Below are 24,361 nucleotides of genomic sequence, written 5' to 3'. Positions count from 1 at the left end.
CCCTAGAAAGAGTATTTAAATGTTGTTGCAACTATCTGTATCTTGCCAGTTTCAAATTCTCCTGACATTGAGCCCATGCCATTGCGAGTGCCATTTTTTATATCTGTTGCACGCTTTTTATCACGGTGCTGATATACATAGCCAAGCCCTACCTCTAAATTTGGTGTAAATTTATAATTCACTCCAGCCGTGTAAGCTTGAGAAGTGGTGTTTGGAAGCTCCAAGCCAGTATGCTCGCTGCTAGTTATATCTTCATCATATGAAAAGCCAGCCATTAGCCTAAGTTTTTCATTGACATCGTAGGCAAGACCTATCCTATATGTGTTTGTATCCTTTGCGTTTTTAACGACTGGATCGTCCATAAATGACTTAAAGTATCCGCTAAGCGGAGAACTCGTGTGAGCTGCTGTCTTATCGCCAAATTCAAAGTCATAATCTTTAAATTTAGACCAGTAAGTCCTCTCAAATGCTAGCAAAAGTGTAAAATCGCTAAATTTATATCCAGCTGCAAGCACTAGCTGAGCAGGTAAAGGGATCTTGACGCTAGTTTTGCCGTGATAGCTTATAGGTGCAAGCTGTCCGTTAAAGTCAGCGTCGGTGCTACCTTTTAGCTCCATATCAACCTTTGAGCGATATGTTACAGCTAGGCTAAGGTCTTCAATTGGTCTATATGTAAGAGCGACGTTGTAACCGTAGTTTATCCCATCGCCTTGTATCTCTCTGTAGCCAAAACCTCCAAAGTCGCTTGCTATCTTACCCTTGCTATAAACGCCTCTAGCGCCCAGAGCAACGGCAAGCTTATCATTTATGCGGTAAGCCACGGTTGGATTTAGCTCGACAACTTGCAGTTTAAATCTCTTGCCAGTAAAAGCAGTAGCTGGATCCTCCCACGAGATGCCAACGGCAGCAGGCACGGCAAGGGCTAGTCCAAATCTCCAGTTTTCATAAATTTCTGGCGTTACAAAGCTAAATGTGCCAGCTAGCGAGTCAAATTTCTTTGAGCTGTAGCTTTTGCCATCATCGCTTTTAAAGTCGATGGAATTTATATGAAACCAACCAAGCGTGCTTTCAAAATGGTGAAGCCCGTCTAAAAACATCATATTTGCAGGGTTAAAATAAGCCGCATCAGCCCCAAAACTAAAGGCTACGTTACTAGCAGCAAGCCCTAAAGAGTCAGCACTTTGCTCAGGGACCTTATAACCCCCAGCATTTAATAAAGAACACGTCGCAACAATGCTTAAAAGCACTCTTTTCATAGCTTTTCCTTTTCTAGGTTTCTTAAAATTTTGATCTCATCTTCCCAAATACTCTCGTCAATCGTCTCTAAAATCAAGGGAATTTCGCCTATTTTATCATCATTTATTATATTTTCAAAAGCGCCAAGCCCAAGCTCGCCCTTGCCAAGGCTCTCGTGTCTGTCTTTTTTTGAGCCAAGTCCAAATTTAGCGTCATTTAGGTGCATGCCAGATAGAAATTTGTAGCCGATGATCGCATCAAATTCGCCCATCGTCTTAGCGTAAGCCTCTTTGCTTCTTAGATCGTACCCAGCGGCAAATGCGTGGCAAGTATCGATGCAAACGCCAACTCTGCTCTCATCGTCTGCTCTCTGGGTCAAATACGCCAGCTGCGTAAAGTCAAAGCCTAAATTTGAGCCTTGTGCGGCTGTGTTTTCGATGACAAGCTTTACGCCGCTTGTTCGTTTTAGCGCTTCGTTTATGCACCTAGCGATGTTATCTAGGCACTCGTTTTGGCTTATCTGCTTTAGGTGTGAGCCTGGGTGAAAATTTAAAAGCTTTAGTCCAAGCTTGCTAGCTCGCTCTATCTCATCGATAAAGGCTTCAAGGGATTTAGCTCTTGCCTCTTTTTCTGGATGGCCTAGATTTATGAGGTAGCTTGCGTGTGGCAAGACGTGATCAGCGCTTATGCCAGAGGCCTTTAAATTTGCTTTAAACTGCTCTATTTCGCCCTCGCTTAGCTCTTTTGCGCTCCATTGGCGCTGGTTTTTTGTAAAAAGCGCAAAGGCATTTGCTCCTATTTTTGCAGCATTTATCGGTGCGTTAAAGACGCCTCCAGCCGCACTTACGTGAGCCCCTATGTATCTCATTTTAACTCTTTTATTATCACTTTTATTTTATTTTTGCTGTCGATAAATTTGACGTAGTTATCGCAAACTTCGTATTTTATAAAATAAGAACTTAGATCTTGTCTAAAGCCGCACTCTGTGGTGCTTAGACCTTTGCCGTCATAAATTTTTTGCCTTTGCAAAATCTCTTCAAAAAGGCTCTCGTAATGCGGCGCTAGAAAAAATTTCTCGTTAAATTCAGTCTTTTTAAAACAAGCGCTATTTACGCAAATTTTGTCCTTTATATTGATATTTGCGGTATTTACGCCAGAGCTATAAATTTGCAAATTTAGATCATTTTTGTATGTATGAAAAAATCCAACATCATTTATCTTTATCATCGGAGAAAATAAAGTGACCTGAAAAGCTTGCGAGCTTTGCGGTGTTTTAGTCGCAACACAGCCTGAAAAAATGAGAGCAGATAATAAAACAAGTGAAAATTTCTTCAATGATTTGTCCTTTTATGTAAATTTAAGTTAAAAAGTAATATAATCCCAACTTCATAACCGACCGTGGCCCATTCGTCTAGCGGTTAGGACATCGCCCTTTCACGGCGGTAACACGAGTTCGAGTCTCGTATGGGTCACCACTTCTAAAAGACAAAATCTTATCCACATAAGCTTTAAAATCTAGTTAATCCAAATTTCAAGCCTTTTAAAAATAAATTCTTAAATTTTCGTTTTGTAAAAAAGATCAAATTTCACGTCTAGTAAAATTTAAAAAAGAGATTTCGCGCGAGTATAAAAGCAAAAAGCAGTTAAATTTAGCCCTTTAAGTGGCTCTAAATTAACTGCGAAATTTACATCTGATGTGGCTTGCCTAGTAAAAATCCCTGTGCATACGAAATTCCAAATTTCTTTATATATTCTAAAATTTCTTCATTGCTCACAAACTCAGCCACTATCTTATAGCCTTGTCTTCTAGCAAAGCTCACGATAGTCTCGACCAAAACCCTTGCGTTTTCATCGGTTGGTAGCTTTTTGATGATCGAGCCATCTATCTTGATGTTATCTATATCAAGCTCTAAAATTCGGTAGTAGTTTGAGTAGCCAGAGCCAAAGTCGTCGATTGAGATTTTACATCCATATTTTTTAGCTCTTTTTATAAATTCATTTGCCATGCCGTAGTCGCTAAGCTCTTCGCTCTCTAGCATCTCAAAGCAAACTCTACTAGGATCTGGGCAGCTCTCTAGCTTTTCATCTAAAATTTCTCTAACACCAGGATCAGTTAGATCTGAGCTTGAGAGGTTGATAGAAAATGTATAGTCTGGATATTTTTTCACTAGATCAAAGGCTAGGGCGATCACTTTTTTTGTTATCTGAAGATAAAGTTGCGTTTTCATTGCGATCTCTAAAAACTCGCCTGGGTAGCGGATCTTGCCGTTTTGATCGACTATACGCACCAAAACTTCGTAGTATTTTGCCTCTGTCTCATTTTCATGCACGTTAAAAATTCCCTGACACTCGACTATCACCTTGTCGTTTTCTAGGGCATACTCGATGAGTTCGGTTATGAGTTGGTTTTTATAGTATCTCATCTCGATCGCGTCGTTTTCGAGATAGTAGTAGATTTCGTTGCCGCTATCACTTGCTTGTTGATTAGCTAGGATTGACTGCATTAGACGATTTGTTTGCGGTGTGTCATTTGATAAAGATACGCCAAGAGTTATCTTGATACCAGGTAGGTTTTCAAATTTACCATCTATCTCGATGTTCATCCTGCTAAAGTTAAAATACTCTTTTATAAAGCCGATATCTCTAACGATGTCATCGCCTTGATAACAGATGTAAAACGCATCATCTTGAAATCTAAATAGCTCAGCATTTATAGAGTAGGTATCAACACAGAGTTTTAGTGTATTTGCCACCGCTTTTAACATAGCGTCAATAACCTTTGTTTGGTAGAAAAATCTTAGCATCTTGTAGTTTTTGATGCTTATGCTGATCACAATTCCATCTTTTTTCGCCTCTATCATCTCAGTCAGAGCAAAATAGTTTCCAAAGCCAGTTAGCTTGTCGATTGAGGATTGAATTTTTATCTGCTCATTTTTTTGAGTTAGCTCTTTAAGCATGCTAAGCTCTTTTGTCCTATCAAGCTTTATAGCCATGTAGCCCTCTAGCTTGCCCTCAAAGAAAAATGGCGCAAAACGCACCTTTTCATAGAGCAGTTTGCCACTTTTTGTTCTGCTTATCAGCTCGTCGCTTTCCCAAGAAGTATGCTTATTTATGGCATTTCTTATCTCAGCATAAAAGCTCTCTGGGTGCATATTTGATTTTAAAATTTTAGGGCTTTTTCCGATAACGTCTTTTAGTTTATATCCACTTTTTGCCTCAAAGGTTTTATTTACATATAAAATTTTATTGTCATTGTCGCAAAAGACTATCGAGCTGTGTCCAGCATCCACTGTCGTTTTTAGAAGTTTTATCTGTTTTAACTGCTTGGTTAGTACCCTTGCTTGATAAAAAGTTAAAGCGCAAAATAACACAAAACTGATAAAACAAAGCACTTGCATTATTACTATATTTCGTATCATTATTTTGTAAGAGGCTAGGGTATCATCTCTAAATTTTCTTAGTGTTTCTCCAAGTTTTAGATCAACAGAGTCTTGAGCTACGGCACTTAGGTTTTTTGCAAATTCAAGCGCATAAGTTGCCTTGTTTAGCACCAAGATCGCTTTTGTGTCGTTTTTGTAAGTATCTTTATACTTTTCTATCTGCTCTTTTGTTTGATTTAGCGTTTCGGGGCTGATTAGGGCTGAGCTTTTTATCGCGTGAAATATCACATTAAGCGCATCTAGCTTCTTCTCTGATGCTATTTCAAACTCACCTGATAAGATATAAGCAGCCATTGACGAGCTAGCGTAGTTTGACCTATCTACAAGCCTTTGTTTTTTTAAAAAGTCGTCGTTTATGACCTTTAAAGTTTTGGCATTTTTCTCTTGGTAAAAGACCTGTATGATCGCGTTTAGCTCATCAAGCTTGGTTAAATTTTGATCAAAACTTCTTAAATTTTTATTTACATCGTCGTAGTTTAAGCGAAGTACGTTGTTCTCTAGGGTGAAGCTTAGCTCATTATCTAGTAAGATAAGACTTAAGATCGTATCATTAAATTTACTAACAGCAGTAACTGCTCTATTTGCCATGTAGATGTAGGTTGAGCTAAAGCAAAAGATAATTGCTAGGACGATTAAGATGATATTTGCTTGTCTTTTATTCATTTAGTATCCTAGGTCTGCGTCCATTTAGTGTTTGCAAAAATTTATAAATTTGCTCCAGCTCTTCGCTACTTAGTGTGTGGATCAGCTGATGATAGCTCACAAAGCCTATGACCTCTTTTAGATCGCTCATTTCGCCACTACTTAGATATGGAGCTGTTCTTGCTACATTTCTAAGCGAAGGCACACGCATAAGGCGCCTGCTCTCACTAGCATCCTTTAAGCCCACGTTTTGCATCAAATTCCCACCTAAATTTCTACCATTGTGGCATGCCACACAGCCTATTTTATTAAAGAGCTCAAAGCCCTTTTTTGCCTCAGCATTTATGGAGTCATCATTGCCAGCTAGATACTCATCAAATGGTGAATCAATGCTCAAAACCGCCTTTTCAAATTCCACCAAAGCATCTACTATATTTTCGTAGTTTATGCCATCATCGTATGCGTCATTAAACAAAATCCCATACTCGCCTATGCTTTTTACCTTTTTTACTATCTCATCTTTGTTTGAATTTAGCTCATTTCTAGAATTTATCGACTCTTTTACTTGATCTTTTAAGCTTCTTACTCTGCCATCAGTAAAAAATAGAAAATTTAAAGCCGAATTTAGCACGCTAGGCGGGTTTATGACGCCCTTTTGGCTGGTGTAAGATGAGTTTGTACCGCTTAAATTCCAGTATAAGTTGTGGCAAGTTTCGCATGAGTAGTTTTCAGTGGTGCTTAGTCTTTTGTCAAAAAAGAGCTTTTTACCGATGTAGGCTTGTTTTTCGTCATATTTTGATGAAAGCACTGGCTCAAATGATGAATTTGCGCTCAAAATACAAAAAGATACTACCATCCAAAATAAAACTTTTTTCATAAAATCTCCATATTCTTAAGCGTCATTATAGCGGAATTCTTTTTCATAACTACCAAATCGGCTAAATTGTAAAAAATTTAGTTTTTATTTGCCTTTTGAAAAAAATGTTGTATAATCTGAGAAGAATTACACAAATTTCAAGGAGGAACCATGAAAAAAGGTTTTACAATGATCGAGTTGATCTTCGTGATCGTTATTTTGGGTATATTAGCCGCAGTCGCTATACCAAGACTAGCTGCAACAAGGGATGATGCAGAAGTTGCTAAAGCTGCTACAAACTTATCTACTTTGCTAAGCGATGTTGGCGCTTATTATACTTCTCAAGGTAAATTTGCTACCTTATCAGAAATGACAAATGTGCCTTTAACTAATGCCAATGAGTTATTAGCAGCTGGCAAAAAATGCTTGAAAGTTACTTTAACGAACTATAATGCAACGACAAATAAACCTGCAAACGTAAAAGTAGAACAAGGTGACGATAAGACAGAAAGTATTTGCACTGCGATTTATAAAAATAGCGGTGTAGATAAGCTACTTAAAAATACATTTAAATGGAATGGCTTAGCTGCTAATGCAGCTGCTGGTACAGCTGCAACAGAGCAAACAAGTGATGCTGGCGAGTACCCAGTTAGTGGTCTTAGCGTAGCTTTCTAATTTTTCAAACTCAAAATTCTTGGCAAGGAAATTCCTTGCCACTCTTTTTTAACTTAATTTCAAAATTTATTTTTCATTTATAAAAATTCTAGCTATAATCTCGCAACTTCAAATTCAAGGATGAAGTAATGAAAAAAGCTTTTACTATGATCGAACTAATTCTCATTATAGTTGTCATTGGAGTATTAGCCGCGGTCGCTATCCCAAGGATCAGCGCTACAAGAGATGATGCGGTCTTAGTAAAGACTATGGCGGAGATTAGAACTGCTATAGAAGAGATAAATGCCTACTATATATCACAAGGCAAACTAGCCCTTGATACTACAAACAATAAAGTTAAATTTAAAGAGATGACAAATGCTGGGGTTGTGGATAGCTCTGGTGATCTTGGCTTTTTTGCCAAAAATGAAAGGTGTATTTCATTAAAATTCTTTGTTGCAGACCAAAGCTGCTTGGGAGTAGATATCAGCGAGCAAGGCTTATGTAAAAAGCTTTGGGAAGCTCCAGAATTTAAGCGCTTTAGTCAGACCATGATAAAGCCAGCACAAGGAGCATTGCCAGCTCATATCAGCTTTAGTGCTGCTCGAATCGTTTTTTAGCTAGATTTTTACCAAAAGCTTTAAAGTCTGAAATTTACACTTAATTCTTGAAAATTTATAAAAATAAAGTCCAAAACTAATTTTTTCTTGACAACAATAACATTTTTAGATACAATGCGACTTTTTAATGAGGTAGTGGCATAAACTTACAAACACGACTCAGGCGGGGTGTAGCGCAGTCTGGTTAGCGCATCTGGTTTGGGACCAGAGGGCCGAAGGTTCGAATCCTTTCACCCCGACCATGTTAAATGGTGAGTGTAGCTCAGTCGGTTAGAGCATCAGATTGTGGTCCTGAGGGTCGTGGGTTCGATTCCCATCACTCACCCCATTTTGGGCGCTCGTAGCTCAATTGGATAGAGCGACAGACTTCGGATCTGTAGGTTATGGGTTCGACTCCTATCGGGCGCGCCACTTAAAAGACTTTATGCGCTCATAGCTCAGCTGGATAGAGCAACGGCCTTCTAAGCCGTAGGCCTCAGGTTCGAATCCTGATGGGCGTACCACTTATTATTGTTGTGCGGATGTGGTGAAATTGGCAGACACGCCAGACTTAGGATCTGGTGCCCCACGGCGTGGAGGTTCAAGTCCTCTCATCCGCACCATCTTTTTAAATCTTTTTAAAATCCCCAAAAAACTCAATTTTCATTTGAATTTATCAAATTTGCTTATTTAAAATTTAGTAGAAATTTTCATTTATCAAACGATCTGCATTAAATTTATAAAATTTATAGATCAAATTCTTACGCCATTAGAAACAAATAGATAATAAAAACCTAGAGCAAGTGCGGTAGTGTGTTGAAACTGCCGTTTTTAGTAACGCTTAAAGACGCGTGTTGGTCGGCTTGATGAGCTATTTTGAGCCATTTTTGATGAGTTTAATAACGCGCTTTTGGCTTAAACAAGATCGATCAGTGGGGGATAGAAAGATCGGTTGGTTGCAGACTAGGCACTATTGCTAAATTTGAGCGCAAATTTTAAAAATCTAGGGGGGGCTAAATTTAGTCATTTTGGGCATAAAATTTAAAAACGTTAAGGACGCGATGCTTAAAATACAATAGAGGTAGTCTATTTGAACTATTAGATAAGCATATTCTTGTGCGGTTTGTGGCAATTAGTCGTAAAGTCTAAAAACATAAAATTTTAGGGCTAAATCTAGTTTTTTGGGTTTAAATTTAAAAATTTGGACGCTGTGATTTCAAATAATAAAATAAGCCAAATTTGAAAGGTGGGCGGTAAAATTATCGGGTAAAGACGGCTTTTTATGGGTTGTATAATGGCAAGGTTTATCAATGTAGCATAAAGTTGGTTGTGGTTGATATGCCCACTAAATTTAACTACAAAACCAAATGAGATAGAAATTTATGGCTAAATTTGTTTGCTGTGGTTTAAATTTTAGAAGCTACGATACTTAAAAAAGAGATCAAATTTACAACGAAAGCGCTAAATTTGAGCTATCAGAAAAGATGCTTTTTTATGGTTTATGTTCTCAATGCCTTGATAGATCGTGATAATGGTGGATAGTTACGTTTGATATGCGCTTACTAGTTTAACTATAAATAGAAATTTACGCCTAAATTTAACCATTTCGTGAGCTAAATTTAAAAAGATAAAACAGGGTAAATTTACAAAAAGAAGTAATAAATTTAAACTACTAGAAAATGCTGATATTATGTGCGGGGGCATTGCTTGTGGCTATCGACAACACAGTTGGTTATAGTTGATGTATTCTCATCAAAATTTTTAATAACATAGAATTTACGACCAAATTTAACTATCTCAGGAGCCAAATTTTATATCTTGAGCTAAATTTAAAGAGTAAAAACAGAGTTAATTATAAATTTGGGCTGTTAGAAAAATGGTTGCCTTGAGCTGGCGGCAGTGTTTTAAGAGCTAGCGATAATGGAGTTGGTTGATTGCTCTGCTCTAATTAAATTTAACGAAAAAACTTAGTAGCATGAAAATTTACGATGAAATTTAGTAGTATCGGACTTAAATCTAAAATTTTACTAGCAAATTTTTAGCCAAATTTACACTTGCTTCGAAATTTACTCAGCAATCAGCTTGATCTAAAAGCGCTTTTAGATAGTAGTTTGCCTTTTTAAAGATATAGAAATTTGTTTGCGTAGTGGCCTTTTGTTTAGACAATAAAGCGTGCCTAAATTTACGAAAATGTAAATTTAGTAGTGATCGTTTTTGGTTTCATAGATAAATTCTAGCGCCAGCTGTTATTTCTGATAAGTGATATTTAGCGCCTTATGGCAGGTTGATTAGACTAACTATGGGTCAAATTTAAACAACCACAAGATGATTTTGATTAAAAACAGCAAATGATCAAATTTAGCCCCCAAGCGAGGGCTAAATTTAGAAATTTACAGTGACTGTAAAATTTTTGGTTTAGAAAACGCAGTGATCGGCTTGATCTCGCCTTTGTATTTTTCTAAATTTACAAGGATCGTGTGTCCGCAGTTGCTTTGAGCGATGCTAGATGTGCCTTTGTCGCGAGTTAGGACATTGACGCAGCCGTGTTTGCAAAGGCTCTTTTCGCCTAGCACTTCAGGATCGTACCACGCACCCTCGCAGATGGCGATGACGTGCTCTGGGATGATGTCAGTGACAAGCGCGCCGACCAAAATTTCGCCCCTGTCGTTAAATACTCTCACCACGTCGCCAGTTGCGATGCCTTTTGCTTTGGCGTCATTTACGTTTATTAGCATTGGCTCTCTAGCGCTCACCTCAGCGTAGTTTCTGATTATTGAGTTATTTAGCTGTGAGTGGAGGCGATATCTTGAGTGTGGGGTTGTGACGCTAAATGGATACTTTTTGGCTTTTTCGCTGCCAAGCCACTCAAACGGCTCGATCCAAGCAACGTGCGGCGCAAAGTCTTTGTAGCCAAATTTAGCGATAGTTGGAGAGTAGAGCTCTATCTTGCCAGATGGCGTGCCTAGGCGGTTTTTGTGAGGGTTTTCTCTAAAAGCGCTAAGTCTTGTGTAGTATCTGCTCGCTTCGTCATCTTGCTCAAATCTAACATATCCCTCTTTCCAAAACTCATCAAAGCTTGGCATCTTGACATTTATGCCTTTGGCTTGCTCGGCTGCGTCTGCGTAAAATTCTTTCGCCCAGCCAAGCTCATCTTTGCCCTCTGTAAAGACCTCTTCTCTGCCCCAGCGTTTGCAGATTTGTGAGCAGATCCAGTAGTCACTCCTGCTCTCGCCCATAGGCTCTACGACAGGCTTGTAAGCCACGATGTACTCGTTTGTAGGCACGCTTTGGTTGATGTCATTTCTCTCGACTTCAAGGGCTACTGGCAAGACGATGTCGCTTAGTTTTGCTGTGCTTGTCCAAAATGGCTCAGCAGTTATCACGGTGTCAAATTTACGCCACGCTTTTACGGCGTTATTTACGTCCTGATGCCTTGTAAACATCGATCCAGACGCCATGTAAGCCACTCTCATGTGTGGGAGCTTGATCTTTGAGCCGTCATAGTCTATCTCTTTGCCAGGGTTTTGCAAAGCCTCGATCGATCTTGAAGATGGGATGGTGACGTTTTTAAATTTCTTCCAAGGAGCGCCATCTACGTTGTCGTATTTCTCGCTGATGCTGGTGCTGATGCCTTTTAGCGACGGAGCGATCTTGTCTGTAGCGCCATTTGCGTAGTTGAGGTTAAACTCAAATCCAAGACCCTCTTTGCCTATCTGACCTAGCATCGCACTAAGTGTTACGATACCCCAAAAGCTCATCTCGCCGTGATCTTGTCTTTGAAGTGATCTGCCTGCGATGATGACGCTTGGCTCTTTTGCAAGTGCTGTTGCAAATTTTGCGATATCCTCAGCTTTTACTCCGCAAATTTTGCTAGCCCAGTTGATATCTTTGACTACCTTGTCGGTTGTGCCAAGCAGGTAGTCTTTAAATTTATTAAAGCCAACTGTGTATTTTTTGATAAATTCTTCGTCATAAAGCTTGTTTTCATATAGATAGTGGCACATGCCAAGCATCATTGCTACGTCGGTATTTGGACGAACGATGATAGCTTCAGAGTCAAGGTATCTTGTGGTGTCGTTTTTAAAGACGCAAACGCTATAAGTTTTTATGCCTGCCTCTTTTATCTTTTTGATGCCAAGATAGCCATCATGTGTTGGTGGTTGCCATGAAATTTGATCAGTTACAAGTGGGTCAGTGCCCCAAAATACAACATTTTTAGCGTTTTTAGCGATAGCCTCCCACTTTGTCGGAGCATCATAAACGGCGCTGTTGCCTAGGACGTGAAGCATGATAACAAGGCCAGCACCCGTTGAGTAGTCGCCGCTCTCTTCTACATATCCGCCAAGCACTTTTAGCATCCTGTGACCAACAGTCCTACCCCAGCTGATCTTGCCGCTACCGCCCCACCAGTAGCACTCGCCGTAGATGCTCTCAGGGCCATACTTATCAAAATTTTCTTTTAAGGCTTTTGCTGCTAGATCAAGTGCAGTCTCCCAGTTAACGCGCACAAATTCCTCTTTGCCACGAAGCTCGCTCTTTGCTGCGCCCTTTGCCTTTAGGTAGCTCTTTCTTACGTATGGATAGAGCACGCGGCTTTCATTTTGGATGAGGTCTGGTAAGCTGTTGTTCATAGTATTTGGGAATTTATCGCCCTCAAATGGATCAACAGAGACGATTTGGTTTGAGTTGGTATTTGCCCAAAATAGCCCAAATCTATTTGCGCCAAAGGTTTTGTTTTGGTCAAAAATGGTCTTTGTTACGCCCTCTATCTTGTTTGCCTGCGCCGCTGTGGCAGCAAGTGCAGAAAATTTTATAAAATCTCGTCTTTTCATATTTTCTCCCTTATGAAAATTTATTTTACTTTTTTGGCATTGTGTTGTAGGTATTTAAGCACTAAATTTAGGTCAGTTTCGTCAAGTGCGACAAATTTCGCATCAACCATGCCAGATAAATTTGCTGGCCACTGAGCAGCTGTAAAGCTGTTTGGCTCGTGCAGTCTGTGGCATGCTGAGCAGGTCTCTTCGTAAATTTTCTTAGCCTTTGCGTAAAGCTCTTTTTGGTTGCCACCAAGCGCGTCATTTGGCACTTCATAAAGCCCATCAACTTGATACCAAACCTCGCCGTAGTCATCTTCAAGATCTTTTACTTTTTTGAAATTTGCCTCGCTCTCGTCATCAAAAGCTACAAAAACTTCAGGATCTTCTACGCTTCTTTGAAGCTGAGCCAAGTAGTTTGCCGACACTACACCACTAACCTTGATCTTACTCGTTTTATCGCCTTTTTCTAAGACTTCAACTGGCGTTAAAACCTCGATCTTACCGATCATCTTGCCATCAAGTGTTATGTTTGCATCTTTTGCGATCACATCAGCACCAAAGGCAAGACTACAAGCTAGCACTGGGGCTAAAAATAGCATTTTCATTTGACAATCCTTAAAAAAAGAAATTAAATGAATTTTATAACCAGCACGCTTAAAATTATATTGCTATATTTAGAGAAAAGTAAGTATTTTAGGGGATTTGAAAGGTATAAAGTAAATTTAAAGTTATAAAATAGGGCGATTGCTCGCCCAAATTTACTTTAAGGATTATTTCTTCATCTGGATAGCAGTTTGTATCATCTCGTCGCTTGTCGTGATGCTTTTTGCGCTCGCTTCGTAGGCCTTTTGCGTGACGATCACCTCGCTTAGTGCTTGACCAAGATCGACGTTACTCATCTCAAGCTTGTTTGCCAAAATTTGCGCCCCATAAACGGTTTCGCCAGCCTTGTTTTTGTAAAAAAATGGCTCGCCAGAGTTGGCTGTTGCTTCATAGAGATTGTCACCAACCTTTGCCACGCCCTGGTCGTTTATGAAGTGATAAAGGGCTACTTTTGCCACTGGAAATGCTCGCGTATTGTCGAAATTTGCCATGATGTTTCCACGATCATCGACGCTATATTTTGATAAAAGCCCCTCAGCGTAGCCATCTCTTTTTATGTTGAAGTCTTTTCTGGCATTTGCTGAGCTCATCATTCCGTTATAAACATCCGCATCGCCGTCGCCCTCGAAGTTTAAATTTACGCCGCCAACGCTCGTTAGTGTATTTGTGACAAGCCTGCCACTGCCATTAAATGTAAGCGAGCCCATTGCCGTATTTTGCACGGCTCCGCTAGCATCAGTTATCGTTGCCACCGCGTCCCAGATAGTCTGGTCGCCAGCTTGTGGGATCTGCTTGGTTAAATTTATAGTAACTAGGCTCTTTGTGCCGTCTGCGTTGTAGATGTCAGAGGTTAGTTTCTCTTTGTTTGGCACTTCAACGAGCGAGGTGACTTCAGCATTTACCTCTAAATTTGCAAAATCCATAAATTTAAGGCTCTTGTCGTTTATCTGCCAAGTGCCGTCACCCTCAAGTGTGGTTGAAAACTCGCTAAATTTACCATCGCCGTCTTTTACTTTTACGACCACGCTGTCACCAGCTTTTGCGCCAAGTGATGTGGTACTTAGCGGGATCTGTCCGTTTAGTGAGATCGTCTTGTTTGTATTATCAAGCGTGTAGGCGTATTCGCTAGCCTCAAGGGCTGTCGTTTTTTTATCTGTTATGCGGCTTGAGTTTAGGTTGCCTTTTAGGCTGATGTTTGTAGTGGCCTCAGCTGGCATAAATAAAAAATGAGGCAGTGTTATGCCCTTTTGCGAGCCAGGATCGCCCAGACTTAGCTCCTCTTGCGAGACCGTGTAAGCTTGTGGGGCGCTTGAGGTTTGACCATATTTTTTAAGAGCGCTCGCACTTGGCGTGGTTGGAGTGAAATTTGCAAGCGTGCCAAGGAGTAAATTTCCCCTAGTATCTACTAAATTTCCAGCCGCATCTATGTCAAAAGTGCCTGTTCTTGTGTAGTAGTTTTTACCTGTTTTATCGACAACGCCAAAGAAGCCATCTCCTCCTATGGCAAGGTCAAAGTTGTTATCAGTGCTTTGAAAGCTACCATTTGACATGTCAAGTGCAGTCGTTTGTTTGGTAGCTCCAAGTCCCACTTGATCGCTAGTTGGGCCACTTCCTGCTGAGACTAGGTTTTGGTTTATTAAATTTTTAAACTCAGGGATTGAAGCTTTGAAACCGACATTGTTTATGTTTGAGATGTTGTTTGACCAAACATCCATGCCAAAGCTTTGCGTCTTGATGCCGCTAACCCCGTTGTAAAAACCTCTCATCATGGCTTTTAGCCCTCGTAGTATTCAGATACTTTATCCATAGAAACGTATTCGCCAGCTACTTTCATCATAGCCTTGCCATCTACAAATTTCACCGCCTCGACTGGGTAGTTGCCTATTTGTGTTTTGTACTCTTTGCCATCTTTGCCAGTGTAAGTTGCCGAAATGGTATATGAGCCATTTGGCACTTGGTTGCCAGACGCGTCTTTGCCGTCCCAAGCTAGGTTATGAACGCCTGCATTTGTCTCGTTTAGATCAGTTGTTCTTACAACTTGACCATTTGCGTTTTTGATCTCGATTTTGCCATTTGCAAGATCTGTTTTAAAATAAAGCGCAAATTTTGCATCTTTTTTCTCATCTGTTAGCGTGACTGCATTTGAGCCAGTTGAGACCATCTTGCCAAGGGCTGAGATAGCGTAGGCATTTGCGTTTGACTTTAGCTGACTTACTAGCTCTTTCATCGCTTTGTTTGTGTTCTCTTGCATCTCGACTGATGCTAGTTGGCTAGTTTGCGTTAGCATCTTTTCAGTATCCATAGGGCTTGTTGGGTCTTGGTACTGAAGCTCTGTCAAAAGTAGCTTCATAAATGCATCTTTATCAAGCTGTCCATTTGGATTAGTTCCTGTGCTAGCTGCAGCGTCTTGTCTTGCTTTTGCCTTTTTCTCGGCGTTTTTTTGCTGCGTTGTTTGTGTAGTTATATCTGAAACTGAAGCCATAATCTCTCCTAAATATATCTTGGTATTACTAGCTCAAGCAAGCTTTGTTCCGCTTGGCCGTTTTCGCTCTCATCGCTTTGATTTGAGCTATATTTGTTTTTTGCTTGTTCTCTTTTTTCTTGTCTTTGGTTTTGATCTGAGAAATTCATCTCAAGCTCGGTAAATCCCATATTTACAAGGCTGTTTTTAAACTCAGCCTGGTTTTGTAAAAAGAGGTTCATCGTAGCTGTTGTAGAGTTAAAATTTACATGCAAATTATTGCCGCGATTAACCATCGTGATCTCGACCTCGCCTAAATTTAGCGGGTTAAGTGTGATGTTAAAGCGAGTGATCGGTGCTTTGTAGTTTTGCACCTGCTCTTTTAGCGTAGAAGAGAAATTACTAAGCGTCTCTTTTATCTCCGCCTTTGTCTGAAGCTGGTGTTTAGCGCTATTTGCGATATCTTTTACCATTTGATTTAGCTCTGATTTATTATCACTACTAAATGTCTCCTCGCTTGGCTCAGCCTCGCTCATCTGCTCTCTTTCAGGAAAGAGTAGCGACTCAAGAGTTGGGGCTTTTTGCGCCTTTTGCTCGTGTAAATTTACCTTTACTTTTGGCTCTTTTGGCTGCTCATCTGGCTCAATATCCACTATTTCATCATCAAGCTTTACTTCACTATCATCTAGCTTTTTAGGCTCTTCTTTGACTAAATTTTTAACTTCGCTGACTGGATTTGCCATAACCTCTTTTAGCAAAGTATCAAGCTTTACGACCTCTTTTGGCTCGTTTTTGATGATAGTTTGCTCGACCTCGTTTTTTAGCTCTTTTAGGTAAAAAGGCTTGTCCTCAGTCTTTATCGGCGTGAAGAATTCCTGTTTGCCTAAATTTTTAAACATCTCGTTTAGTTTTGGCACATCTTCATTTGAAATTTCTATATTTTCGAGGCCAAGGTCAAATTTCTTAGCAAGGTCGATAAGATCGTTAACGCTTTTAACGTTGCTAAGCTCTTCGACGTTTTGGGGCACACTTAAAAAATTTGCTATTTTGTCGCTGAAATTTGGAAATTTACTTACCTTTTCATTGCCGTTTAGTATCTCTAAAACTTGCAAAAGCTGCATGAAATTTGCATTTTCATAGAGCTCATTTTTTGTATCTTCGTCCAAATTTTCTTCAAGTGCGGCCGAAATTTTTGCCACGCTTTCGTTTTGCGCCTTTTCTATCGTCTCTTTTTGGATATCAACAGTTTTTACTATCTCTTTGACATCCTTTTCGGTGATCTTTTGACCGCTATTTGCTTTGCTCGCAGCCGCATCCAAAACCATCGACAAAAACTCGCCGTTGTTTTGAGACTTCTTCGCAGCCGCAGGCTTTTTAGTAGCCGCAGGAGCTAGCAAATCTACGTTGTTTTTCGCTGTGTAAGCTTGCATTTAATCCCTTTAAATTTAAAAACTTAACGCTTACATGCAAAATCTATTCCAAAAATTAATTTCTTGATATCAGCTTAAAATTTATAAAAATTTGGCTATAATCTGCCCCTATTTAAAAACTGATGAAGCGAAAAATATCAAACTAATAAACGGAGAAACATTTGGAAAAGATACGAAATATAGCCGTCATCGCGCACGTCGACCACGGTAAAACAACAATGGTTGATGAGCTTTTGAAGCAGTCAGGAACATTTAATGAGCATCAAAACCTTGGCGAGCGTGTAATGGACAGCAACGACATCGAAAGAGAGCGTGGCATCACGATCCTTTCTAAAAACACCGCCATTCGCTACAAAGATACAAAGATCAACATCATCGACACCCCAGGCCACGCCGACTTTGGTGGCGAGGTAGAGCGTGTTCTTAAGATGGTTGATGGCGTTTTGTTGCTTGTTGATGCGCAAGAGGGCGTTATGCCACAGACTAAATTTGTCGTCAAAAAGGCGCTATCTCTTGGACTTCGCCCAATCGTCGTCGTAAATAAGATAGATAAACCAGCTGGCGATCCAGACCGCGTTATAAATGAAATTTTTGACCTTTTTGTCGCACTTGACGCAAATGACGAGCAACTAGAATTTCCAGTCGTTTATGCAGCTGCAAAAAATGGCTACGCAAAGCTAAAATTAAGTGATGAAAACAAAGATATGCAGCCACTTTTTGAGACTATCCTAGCTCACGTACCAGCTCCAAGTGGTAGCGACGATAACCCACTTCAGCTTCAAGTTTTCACGCTTGATTATGACAACTACGTCGGCAAGATCGGCATTGCGAGGATTTTTAACGGCAAAATAGCTAAAAACCAAAACGTTATGCTTGCAAAGGCTGATGGCACAAAGACAACTGGTAGAATTTCAAAACTCATCGGCTTTATGGGACTTGATAGGATCGATATAAACGAGGCTGGCACTGGCGACATCGTAGCGATCGCTGGCTTTGACGCGCTTGACGTTGGCGATAGCGTCGTTGATCCAAACAACCCTCATCCGCTTGATCCGCTCCATATCGAAGAGCCAACACTTAGCGTTGTATTTTCTGTAAATGATGGCCCACTTGCAGGCACTGAGGGCAAACACGTCACATCAAACAAGATCGATGAGCGCCTTGCAAATGAGATGAAGACAAATATCGCGATGAAGTATGAAAACATCGGCGAGGGCAAATTTAAAGTAAGCGGTCGTGGTGAGCTTCAGATCACCATTTTGGCTGAAAATATGCGCCGCGAGGGCTATGAGTTTTTACTTGGCAGACCTGAGGTCATCGTAAAAGAGATAAACGGCGTAAAGTGCGAGCCATACGAGCTTTTAGTGATCGACTCGCCTGATGATACGACAGGTACAGTCATCGAAAAACTTGGCAAAAGAAAGGCTGAAATGGTCTCTATGAACCCAACAGGCGACGGCCAAACAAGGATCGAATTTGAGATCCCAGCGCGCGGTCTTATTGGCTTTAGAAGCCAGTTTTTGACTGATACAAAAGGCGAGGGTGTTATGAACCACAGCTTTTTGGAGTTTAGGCCACTTAGCGGCACCGTCGAGCATAGAACAAATGGCGCGCTAGTTTCGATGGAAAACGGCGTAACGCTTGCTTATTCGCTATTTAACTTGCAAGATCGTGGCGTGCTATTTCTTGATCCACAAGCAAAAGTCTATGTGGGCATGATCATCGGCGAGCATAGCCGTCCAAACGACCTTGATGTAAATCCAATAAAAGGCAAAAACCTAACAAACGTGCGTGCAAGCGGTAGTGACGATGCGATCAAACTAGTACCGCCTAGAAAGCTAAGCCTTGAGCGCGCGCTAGAGTGGATAGAAGATGACGAGCTAGTCGAGGTTACGCCTATAAATATCCGCGTTCGTAAGCGCTATCTAGACCCAACAGAGCGCAAAAGAAAAGCAAAACTATAATCCAAATTTGCTAGCAAATTCCCTTTGGTACCAGCCAAAGGGCTAGCAAGTCAATTTAATCCCCAAAAGCAAATTTAATAATCTAGTTTGTAAATTTATCTGTTTGTGCCAAATGGAGCTGGCTAAATTTAGTCAAATTTGGGTTTTGGCTGCTGTAAATTTATAAAAGCTACTTTTTGTTTTTTGGGTTCTGGCGCTTCAAATTTGTAAATTTATGCTTGATAAGTAAATTTGTCCGATCTGATGCCGTCACGATAAATTTAAAGAGTAGTTTGCGTTTTACAAAGACTATTTTTGCCCACAAAAGCAATCAGCTGTGGTGATTGATTTTGCTTATTTAAATTTGCAAAATGGCTAAATTTAGGTTTTGGGGCTGTTAAATTTGCTTATTTGACTATCTCTGTATCCAAAATTTGATAGTGGCTAAAATTTAAATTTGTCGCTTGACTGAATTTACTTGCGTGATTGTAGTGGCGTTGCTATGAGTGGCTACTTTATCCGCACAAACAGACTAAATTTAATGAAATTTAGTCCTTTCTTGCTCTAAATTTGTAAATCTATGTGAGTTGGTAGAGTTTGAGTGATCTAAATTTTGGCTATGGTGGGCAGCTTTAGATATTGGCTCAAATTTACATCTGTCAGTGCTTAGCTAAAGCATCTAGCAGACTTTAAATTTTAAAATGTAGTCTGAAGCGAGATTTATAGCAAGCGAAGGGCTAAATTTAGTTTGGATATTTGTAAATTTATCTAATTAGTAGATTAAATTTAGACCTTGTCTAAAAACTAGCTTTCAAAACCACTCAGCAAGCTGTGAAATTTGGCAAATTTATCACCTCAAACCACAACAAAGCTACCTAAATTTATAAAAAGTGCAGGGCGCAAATTTAACTAACGGATCTTTTTTAGTTTGGATTTTGAAATTTTATAAATTTTTGATGGCATATCTTCAAAAAAATGCTCATCAACAACTTCATCAGCCACGCTTCTAGCCCAAGCTTCATCAAATTTCATACCATTTTTATTTGCGCTACTTGAATAAAGCCAGTCAAATTTGCTTAGGAATTTCTCGTGTTCGCACTCTTTTACGACTCTGATCGCCTTTAAATTTGGATATAAAAATGTCGTCTTTCTCGAGCGACGGATGAAATTTTTATATTTTTTTGGTGCTCTTGCAAGCTCACGTAAAACGCTAAATTTAGCCGTCGTGATGAGGCAAGGTTTGCCCTCGTTTCGCATTTTGGCGTGGTTTATCTCCTTGTAGTCCTTGCTTAAAAAGCCGGCCGTCGTGTCAGTTTGCGCTAGGTATATCATCTCTCTTCTTTGAAAGTAAAAATATGCATGATATGATGAGAGCAAAGCCTAAAAAGTCCCAAAAGACAAACTTCGTCCCAAGCCAAAAATAGTCAAAAAAGGCCGCACTTAGTGGCTCTATGCAAGCTATCATGCTAGCTTTTGAGGCGCCTATGAGCTTAACTCCAGTCATATAAAAACTAAATGCAAATATCGTGCCAAGCGTGATAACGGCGAAAAATGCTAGCCACTGCGCCGTGCCACTAAGTCCCGTGAGCTCCCAAACTCTCATATAAAGGCAAAGCACCACGCCACCTATCACCATGCCCCAGCCAAGGGTCAGAGCTACGGAATATTTGGCATTTAGTCTTGTGGGGGCAAGGTTGTAAACGCAGACGCAAACAGCACTTACTAAGCACCAAAATAGCGCTTTTGGTGAGATGACAAGGGCTGAAATTTGAGCGTGCGTAGCAAGAAAAAAGACCCCAAACATCGCACATAGTAGTGCCAAAATTTCAAGTGGCCTTGGCGCTCGCCTCTCTTTTAGGCAGATGATAGCTAGGATGAGAACTGGAGCGGTGTATTGAATGACGGTCGCAACTGCGGCGTTTGAGAGCTCGATCGAGTAAAAATAAGCATACTGCGTCATCATGAGCCCAAGTATGGCGTATATAAGAAGCTCTGCTAGCAGTTTTACGTCAGTAAGTGGCGCAAAAACGGCCTTTGGAGCCTTAAAAGCGTAGTAAAGCACGATAATTGAGCCAGCTAGCAAGAGCCTATAAGGTACTAAAAAATCAGCGCTTATGCCCTGCGAGAAGAGATACTGTCCGCAAACTCCGCTAAACCCCCAAAGTACGCCACCAACTAGCGTAAGAAGCACTCCAAGTTGATGGCTGGACAAAATTTATCTATCTTTATGTAGCTGGGCGTCTTTGCCGTAGTGTGGCGAATATGGCCCATACAGTATGCAGTTGTGGCAGTTGCTAGAAAAGAGATAGGCATCGGCCATTGCCGCTAGATCATATGATTTATCTGAGATGGTATTTGCCACCTGTGAGATGACGGCTGAGACTAGCATGCCAAGGAGGCTACTTTGACCGCTACTACTATCTTCGATGGCTGTTGCTGTTCCATTCCAGAGGGTAGCTCCGTTTTTTATATCGACTAGCTTTGCTTCAAGGACAACTCTTGTCGAGCTTGAAATAACGGCATAGCTTGTGCCGTACTCTTTTATGTTGATGTAAAGCACGCTATCGGCTTGAAAAATTTTATCAAGCTTATTTAGTGGGACGGCGGCGATCTCGCTTGGTTCGGTTATGCCATTTTGCTTAAATGTATCATTTACAAGAGCCACTGGAAATACGTAGTATCCAGCCTCACTAAGCGGGGCTACTGCGTTAGCCAGCACTGCTGCTGAGCCAGCTACATCGGTGCTATCGTTTGTTGGCATGAGCACTAAGATAGAGTGGGGCTTTTTTTGTAAAAAGGCGGTGTAGTCGTATGGCTCAGGTTCTTTTACGGAGCATCCAGTAAAAAATATCGCCAAAAGAGCCACGGCTATAAATTTAAGGCTATTTTTCATTTTTGGCCTCCTCTACTTTAGGCGTTTGAACTAAATTTTTTGAGCCCTTGATGAAATTTATATACTCCCTTGACTCTGGGAAATTTTGCACTTCTTTGTCAAAATTTACATTTGCAATGCCTAAATTTCCATTATTTAGATATAAAAGTCCAAGGTGTGCATATACGCCAGGGGCGATTTTGTAGCCCTTTTGCGTTGAGAGCTGGACTAAATTTTCTAAGCGTGAAATTTGCTCGTTTGTATCGCCGCCCTCATTTAGATATGTGTATAAAGCATTGTTATACGTGCCATCCCAGTAGTAAAGCGACCTTGGTGTATCTGGTTGATTGCAGCCTGCAAGTAATAGCGCAAAAAGCACAAGGCAGGTAAGTTTTATTTTACTTGCCATGCTCCGCTCTCTATGCCGTTTACTAGGTTATTTACGGCCTCTATGATAGCTAGGCTTAGCACCTTGCCATTTAGCGTAGAGTCGTATCCTGCTGAGCCACCAAAGCCTATGATTTCTCTGTTTGAAAGGGTGTATTCGCCAGCGCCGCTAACTGAGTAGACGACCTCTGCGGTTTTGGTATCGACAACGTTTAAATTTACCTTTGAGTAGGCAGTTTGCTTTTTGCCTCTGCCAAGTATGCCAAATAGCTGGTGATCGCCTGTTGTTTTGCGGCCAAATTCGGTCACATCGCCAGTTATGACGTATCTTGAGCCTTTTAAATTTTGAGCCTCTTTGTTTAGCTCGCTCTCTTGCTTGATCACCTTCATATTTGATCTATCAAGCACTGAAAATCTACCGCTTTGCTGTAAATTTGTTATCAAGATGCTTTGCGCTTGGTTGCCAAGCCTATCCTCGCCGTCACCAAAAACGCCATTTTGATAGGCTGATTGGTTATTAAAGCGGCCAATAGAAACTGAGACTTTTTGTCCGTTATAAACTGAGCCGTAGCTTGCTACTTTTGGAGTTTCAACCACTCTTGAGCTCTCGCTTGCACATCCAGCAAAAAGCGCTGCGATCACTAGAGCTGCACTAAATTTTAAAACATTTTTCATATATATCCTTTTATGATAAAAATCTTCATATATTACTAAAATTCCTTTTAAATAGCTTTAAAATTAATCTAGCCGTAAATCTAGTCTTATTTATTGACAAATTTGTCTTAAAGGGAGTAAAATCACGCCAGTTCTAAGTTTTAGAAAGACCTTTTTTGGATACAAAATGCATTCAATCGGAATCGATATAGGCTCAACATCTGCAAAAGTAGCAGTCATGGAAGCTAGCGGCGAGATAAAGGAGCTATTTTTACTGCCAACAGGCTGGAGTAGCGCAGATACGGCCATGCTTATAAAAGAGCGAGTTTTAGCTTTAAACCTTGGCGAGCTATATTTTACAGCGACAGGTTATGGCAGAGTCTCGGTGCCATACGCTGATAAAACCCTTACAGAGATCACTTGTCACGCGCTTGGGGCGCACTATTTTTGCAAAAGCGACTGCACAGTTATAGATGTGGGCGGACAAGATACGAAGGCTATCAAGCTTGAAAATGGCTCGGTGACGGACTTTACGATGAATGATAAATGTTCAGCCGGCACTGGTAAATTTCTTGAAGTGATGTCAAACCGCCTTGGAGTTAGGTTTGATGAGCTTACACGCCTTGCTAAAAATAGCGACGAAGATATATCCATAAGCTCGATGTGCACGGTCTTTGCGGAGTCTGAGATCATAAGTCTCATCGCTCAAAATATCTCACGAGAAAATATCGCAAAAGCGGTGATCGTCTCAGCTATAAATAAAATTTCAAATTTGGTCAAAAAACAGGCAAATACGAGCTATTTCTTAAGCGGTGGCTTTAGCAAGAGCGAGTATGTGAGAGAAAATTTAGAAGTTTGCTTGCAGGCCAAGGTCAGCACACACGAAGATGCGATCTACTGCGGTGCGATAGGCGCTAGCCTTGCAGGGATAAGAAATTTAAGGAGAGAAAATGGCGATAAATGAGAGTATGAGTTTGAGCGAAATTTTCGCTACTTATGATGGCGCTAAGAAAAGTTTAGCCCAAAACGTCGAAGCGGTCAAAAATAGCGGTCAAAAGATCGCAGCGATATTTTGCACCTACACGCCAAGAGAGATCATCCACGCAGCAAATGCCCACAGCGTGAGTGTCTGCGCTACTGGCGATAACGCCGTGGTTGAAGGCGAAAAGTACCTGCCTAAAAATCTCTGTCCGCTCATAAAGGCAAGCTATGGCTTTGCTAAGGCAAACAAGTGCCCATTTGTGCGAAACTCCGATATCGTTATCGGCGAGACTACCTGCGACGGCAAGAAAAAGATGTATGAGCTAATGGGTGAATTTAAAGACGTCCACGTCATGCACTTGCCACATTTCAAGAGCCAAAAGAGCTTGGAGCTTTGGCAAGATGAGGTTAGGGAGCTAAAGGAGCGGCTGGAGGTTAAATTTGACGTGAAAGTGAGCGACGAGGAGCTTAGAAACTCTATCAAGCTATTTAACAAAGAGCGCGAGCTGATGGGCGAAATACAAAATTTCATGAAGCTAACGCCACCACCGATGAATGGCAAAGAGCTTCACGCACTGCTATATGGAAATGGCTTTATATTTGATAAAAAGGAGCAGATAAGCGACCTTGAGATCATCGTAAATAAGCTAAAAGAGTGCGTGAGAGACAAAATTTCACCCGTACATAAGGACGCCAAACGCATCATCATCACAGGCTGTCCAAGTGGCGGGGTCTATGACAAGATCGTACCAGCCATAGAAGAGGCAGGCGGCGTCGTGGTGGCTT

Annotated in this window: 19 protein-coding genes, 6 tRNA genes and 1 pseudogene; 11 read left to right on the top strand and 15 right to left on the bottom strand. The window is 40.7% G+C overall.

Annotated elements, in window-relative coordinates:
* Positions 1-2 precede the first annotated feature (2 nt).
* The 3 genes from UNSWCS_RS01555 to UNSWCS_RS01545 are packed head-to-tail and all read right to left on the bottom strand — an operon-like array spanning position 3 to position 2,571.
* Positions 3-1,256, bottom strand: a complete 1,254-nt coding sequence (locus tag UNSWCS_RS01555; protein WP_021087101.1) for an OmpP1/FadL family transporter — start codon at positions 1,254-1,256, stop codon at positions 3-5.
* A complete protein-coding gene (gene nfo, locus UNSWCS_RS01550) occupies positions 1,253-2,104 on the bottom strand; it encodes a deoxyribonuclease IV (RefSeq protein ID WP_021087094.1) in 852 nt (283 codons plus the stop codon). Before nfo ends, UNSWCS_RS01555 begins: the two co-directional genes overlap by 4 nt.
* On the bottom strand, positions 2,101-2,571 hold the full coding sequence (locus tag UNSWCS_RS01545; protein WP_021087028.1) for a hypothetical protein: 471 nt from the start codon (positions 2,569-2,571) through the stop codon (positions 2,101-2,103). Before UNSWCS_RS01545 ends, nfo begins: the two co-directional genes overlap by 4 nt.
* A 65-nt stretch (positions 2,572-2,636) precedes the next feature.
* Here UNSWCS_RS01545 and UNSWCS_RS01540 point away from each other — a divergent pair.
* Positions 2,637-2,711: transfer RNA gene (locus UNSWCS_RS01540), tRNA-Glu, on the top strand.
* Positions 2,712-2,921: 210 nt separating this feature from the next.
* Here the strand turns inward: UNSWCS_RS01540 and UNSWCS_RS01535 are convergent.
* Entirely contained in the window at positions 2,922-5,339 is a 2,418-nt protein-coding gene (locus tag UNSWCS_RS01535; protein ID WP_021087100.1) for a GGDEF domain-containing phosphodiesterase, read from the bottom strand.
* On the bottom strand, positions 5,332-6,195 hold the full coding sequence (locus tag UNSWCS_RS01530) for a cytochrome-c peroxidase (protein WP_021087060.1): 864 nt from the start codon (positions 6,193-6,195) through the stop codon (positions 5,332-5,334). Before UNSWCS_RS01530 ends, UNSWCS_RS01535 begins: the two co-directional genes overlap by 8 nt.
* 150 nt (positions 6,196-6,345) lie before the next feature.
* On the opposite strand from UNSWCS_RS01530, the gene UNSWCS_RS01525 reads away from it, so the two are divergent.
* The 7 genes from UNSWCS_RS01525 to UNSWCS_RS01495 all read left to right on the top strand — a co-directional run bounded on the left by UNSWCS_RS01525 (position 6,346) and on the right by UNSWCS_RS01495 (position 8,050).
* Positions 6,346-6,849 (top strand): type II secretion system protein, encoded by a 504-nt coding sequence (locus UNSWCS_RS01525; RefSeq protein ID WP_021087003.1) that lies wholly within the window; start codon positions 6,346-6,348, stop codon positions 6,847-6,849.
* Positions 6,850-6,977: 128 nt separating this feature from the next.
* Positions 6,978-7,448, top strand: a complete 471-nt coding sequence (locus UNSWCS_RS01520; protein WP_021087022.1) for a hypothetical protein — start codon at positions 6,978-6,980, stop codon at positions 7,446-7,448.
* Positions 7,449-7,612: 164 nt separating this feature from the next.
* A tRNA-Pro gene (locus tag UNSWCS_RS01515) sits at positions 7,613-7,690 on the top strand.
* Between the two features lie 9 nt (positions 7,691-7,699).
* Positions 7,700-7,776, top strand: a tRNA-His gene (locus UNSWCS_RS01510).
* A gap of 6 nt (positions 7,777-7,782) precedes the next feature.
* Positions 7,783-7,859: transfer RNA gene (locus tag UNSWCS_RS01505), tRNA-Arg, on the top strand.
* 15 nt (positions 7,860-7,874) lie between these two features.
* Positions 7,875-7,951: transfer RNA gene (locus tag UNSWCS_RS01500), tRNA-Arg, on the top strand.
* Positions 7,952-7,965: 14 nt separating this feature from the next.
* Positions 7,966-8,050: transfer RNA gene (locus UNSWCS_RS01495), tRNA-Leu, on the top strand.
* Between the two features lie 1,767 nt (positions 8,051-9,817).
* On the opposite strand, the gene UNSWCS_RS01490 is transcribed toward UNSWCS_RS01495, so the two are convergent.
* From UNSWCS_RS01490 to UNSWCS_RS12720, 5 genes and pseudogenes are all read right to left on the bottom strand, one after another.
* Entirely contained in the window at positions 9,818-12,259 is a 2,442-nt protein-coding gene (locus UNSWCS_RS01490; protein WP_021087002.1) for a molybdopterin-dependent oxidoreductase, read from the bottom strand.
* A gap of 20 nt (positions 12,260-12,279) precedes the next feature.
* A complete protein-coding gene (locus UNSWCS_RS01485; RefSeq protein ID WP_021087024.1) occupies positions 12,280-12,849 on the bottom strand; it encodes a cytochrome c-type protein TorY in 570 nt (189 codons plus the stop codon).
* Positions 12,850-13,014: 165 nt separating this feature from the next.
* Entirely contained in the window at positions 13,015-14,616 is a 1,602-nt protein-coding gene (locus UNSWCS_RS01480) for a flagellar hook-basal body complex protein (protein ID WP_021087089.1), read from the bottom strand.
* Positions 14,617-14,621: 5 nt separating this feature from the next.
* Positions 14,622-15,329 (bottom strand): flagellar basal body rod modification protein, encoded by a 708-nt coding sequence (locus tag UNSWCS_RS01475; protein ID WP_021087001.1) that lies wholly within the window; start codon positions 15,327-15,329, stop codon positions 14,622-14,624.
* A 121-nt stretch (positions 15,330-15,450) separates the two neighbouring features.
* Positions 15,451-15,724 (bottom strand): annotated as a pseudogene (locus tag UNSWCS_RS12720) (flagellar hook-length control protein FliK); the annotation flags it as partial.
* A 1,175-nt stretch (positions 15,725-16,899) separates the two neighbouring features.
* On the opposite strand from UNSWCS_RS12720, the gene typA reads away from it, so the two are divergent.
* Positions 16,900-18,702, top strand: coding sequence for a translational GTPase TypA (gene typA, locus UNSWCS_RS01465; protein ID WP_021087066.1), 1,803 nt, complete (start codon positions 16,900-16,902; stop codon positions 18,700-18,702).
* A gap of 888 nt (positions 18,703-19,590) precedes the next feature.
* Here typA and UNSWCS_RS01460 read toward each other — a convergent pair.
* Genes UNSWCS_RS01460 through UNSWCS_RS01440 form a run of 5 tightly spaced genes read right to left on the bottom strand, consistent with a single transcriptional unit; the run spans position 19,591 to position 22,615 of the window.
* The gene (locus UNSWCS_RS01460) at positions 19,591-20,013 is read right to left on the bottom strand and encodes a hypothetical protein (protein ID WP_021087012.1); all 423 of its coding nucleotides are present in this window, start codon (positions 20,011-20,013) and stop codon (positions 19,591-19,593) included.
* Positions 19,991-20,893, bottom strand: a complete 903-nt coding sequence (locus UNSWCS_RS01455) for a DMT family transporter (RefSeq protein WP_021086997.1) — start codon at positions 20,891-20,893, stop codon at positions 19,991-19,993. Before UNSWCS_RS01455 ends, UNSWCS_RS01460 begins: the two co-directional genes overlap by 23 nt.
* Before the next feature lie 3 nt (positions 20,894-20,896).
* On the bottom strand, positions 20,897-21,574 hold the full coding sequence (locus UNSWCS_RS01450; protein WP_021087065.1) for a DUF799 domain-containing protein: 678 nt from the start codon (positions 21,572-21,574) through the stop codon (positions 20,897-20,899).
* Entirely contained in the window at positions 21,564-21,962 is a 399-nt protein-coding gene (locus UNSWCS_RS01445) for a DUF4810 domain-containing protein (protein WP_021087105.1), read from the bottom strand. The genes UNSWCS_RS01450 and UNSWCS_RS01445 overlap by 11 nt, the downstream gene beginning before the upstream one ends.
* Positions 21,947-22,615, bottom strand: coding sequence for a CsgG/HfaB family protein (locus UNSWCS_RS01440; protein ID WP_021087072.1), 669 nt, complete (start codon positions 22,613-22,615; stop codon positions 21,947-21,949). The genes UNSWCS_RS01445 and UNSWCS_RS01440 overlap by 16 nt, the downstream gene beginning before the upstream one ends.
* Before the next feature lie 166 nt (positions 22,616-22,781).
* Between UNSWCS_RS01440 and UNSWCS_RS01435 the strand changes: the two genes are divergently transcribed.
* Both UNSWCS_RS01435 and UNSWCS_RS01430 read left to right on the top strand, forming a co-directional pair.
* Positions 22,782-23,558 (top strand): acyl-CoA dehydratase activase, encoded by a 777-nt coding sequence (locus UNSWCS_RS01435; RefSeq protein ID WP_035143331.1) that lies wholly within the window; start codon positions 22,782-22,784, stop codon positions 23,556-23,558.
* Positions 23,545-24,361: 2-hydroxyacyl-CoA dehydratase family protein (locus tag UNSWCS_RS01430; RefSeq protein WP_035143330.1), on the top strand; the 817-nt coding region annotated here is incomplete at its 3' end. The genes UNSWCS_RS01435 and UNSWCS_RS01430, both read left to right, overlap by 14 nt.

Origin of the sequence: Campylobacter concisus UNSWCS (assembly GCF_000466685.1) — a bacterium.
Taxonomy (GTDB): Bacteria; Campylobacterota; Campylobacteria; order Campylobacterales; family Campylobacteraceae; genus Campylobacter_A; species Campylobacter_A concisus_A.
The sequence above is the reverse complement of the archived record's forward strand: the minus strand, read 5'-3'. Positions and strand labels throughout refer to the sequence as shown.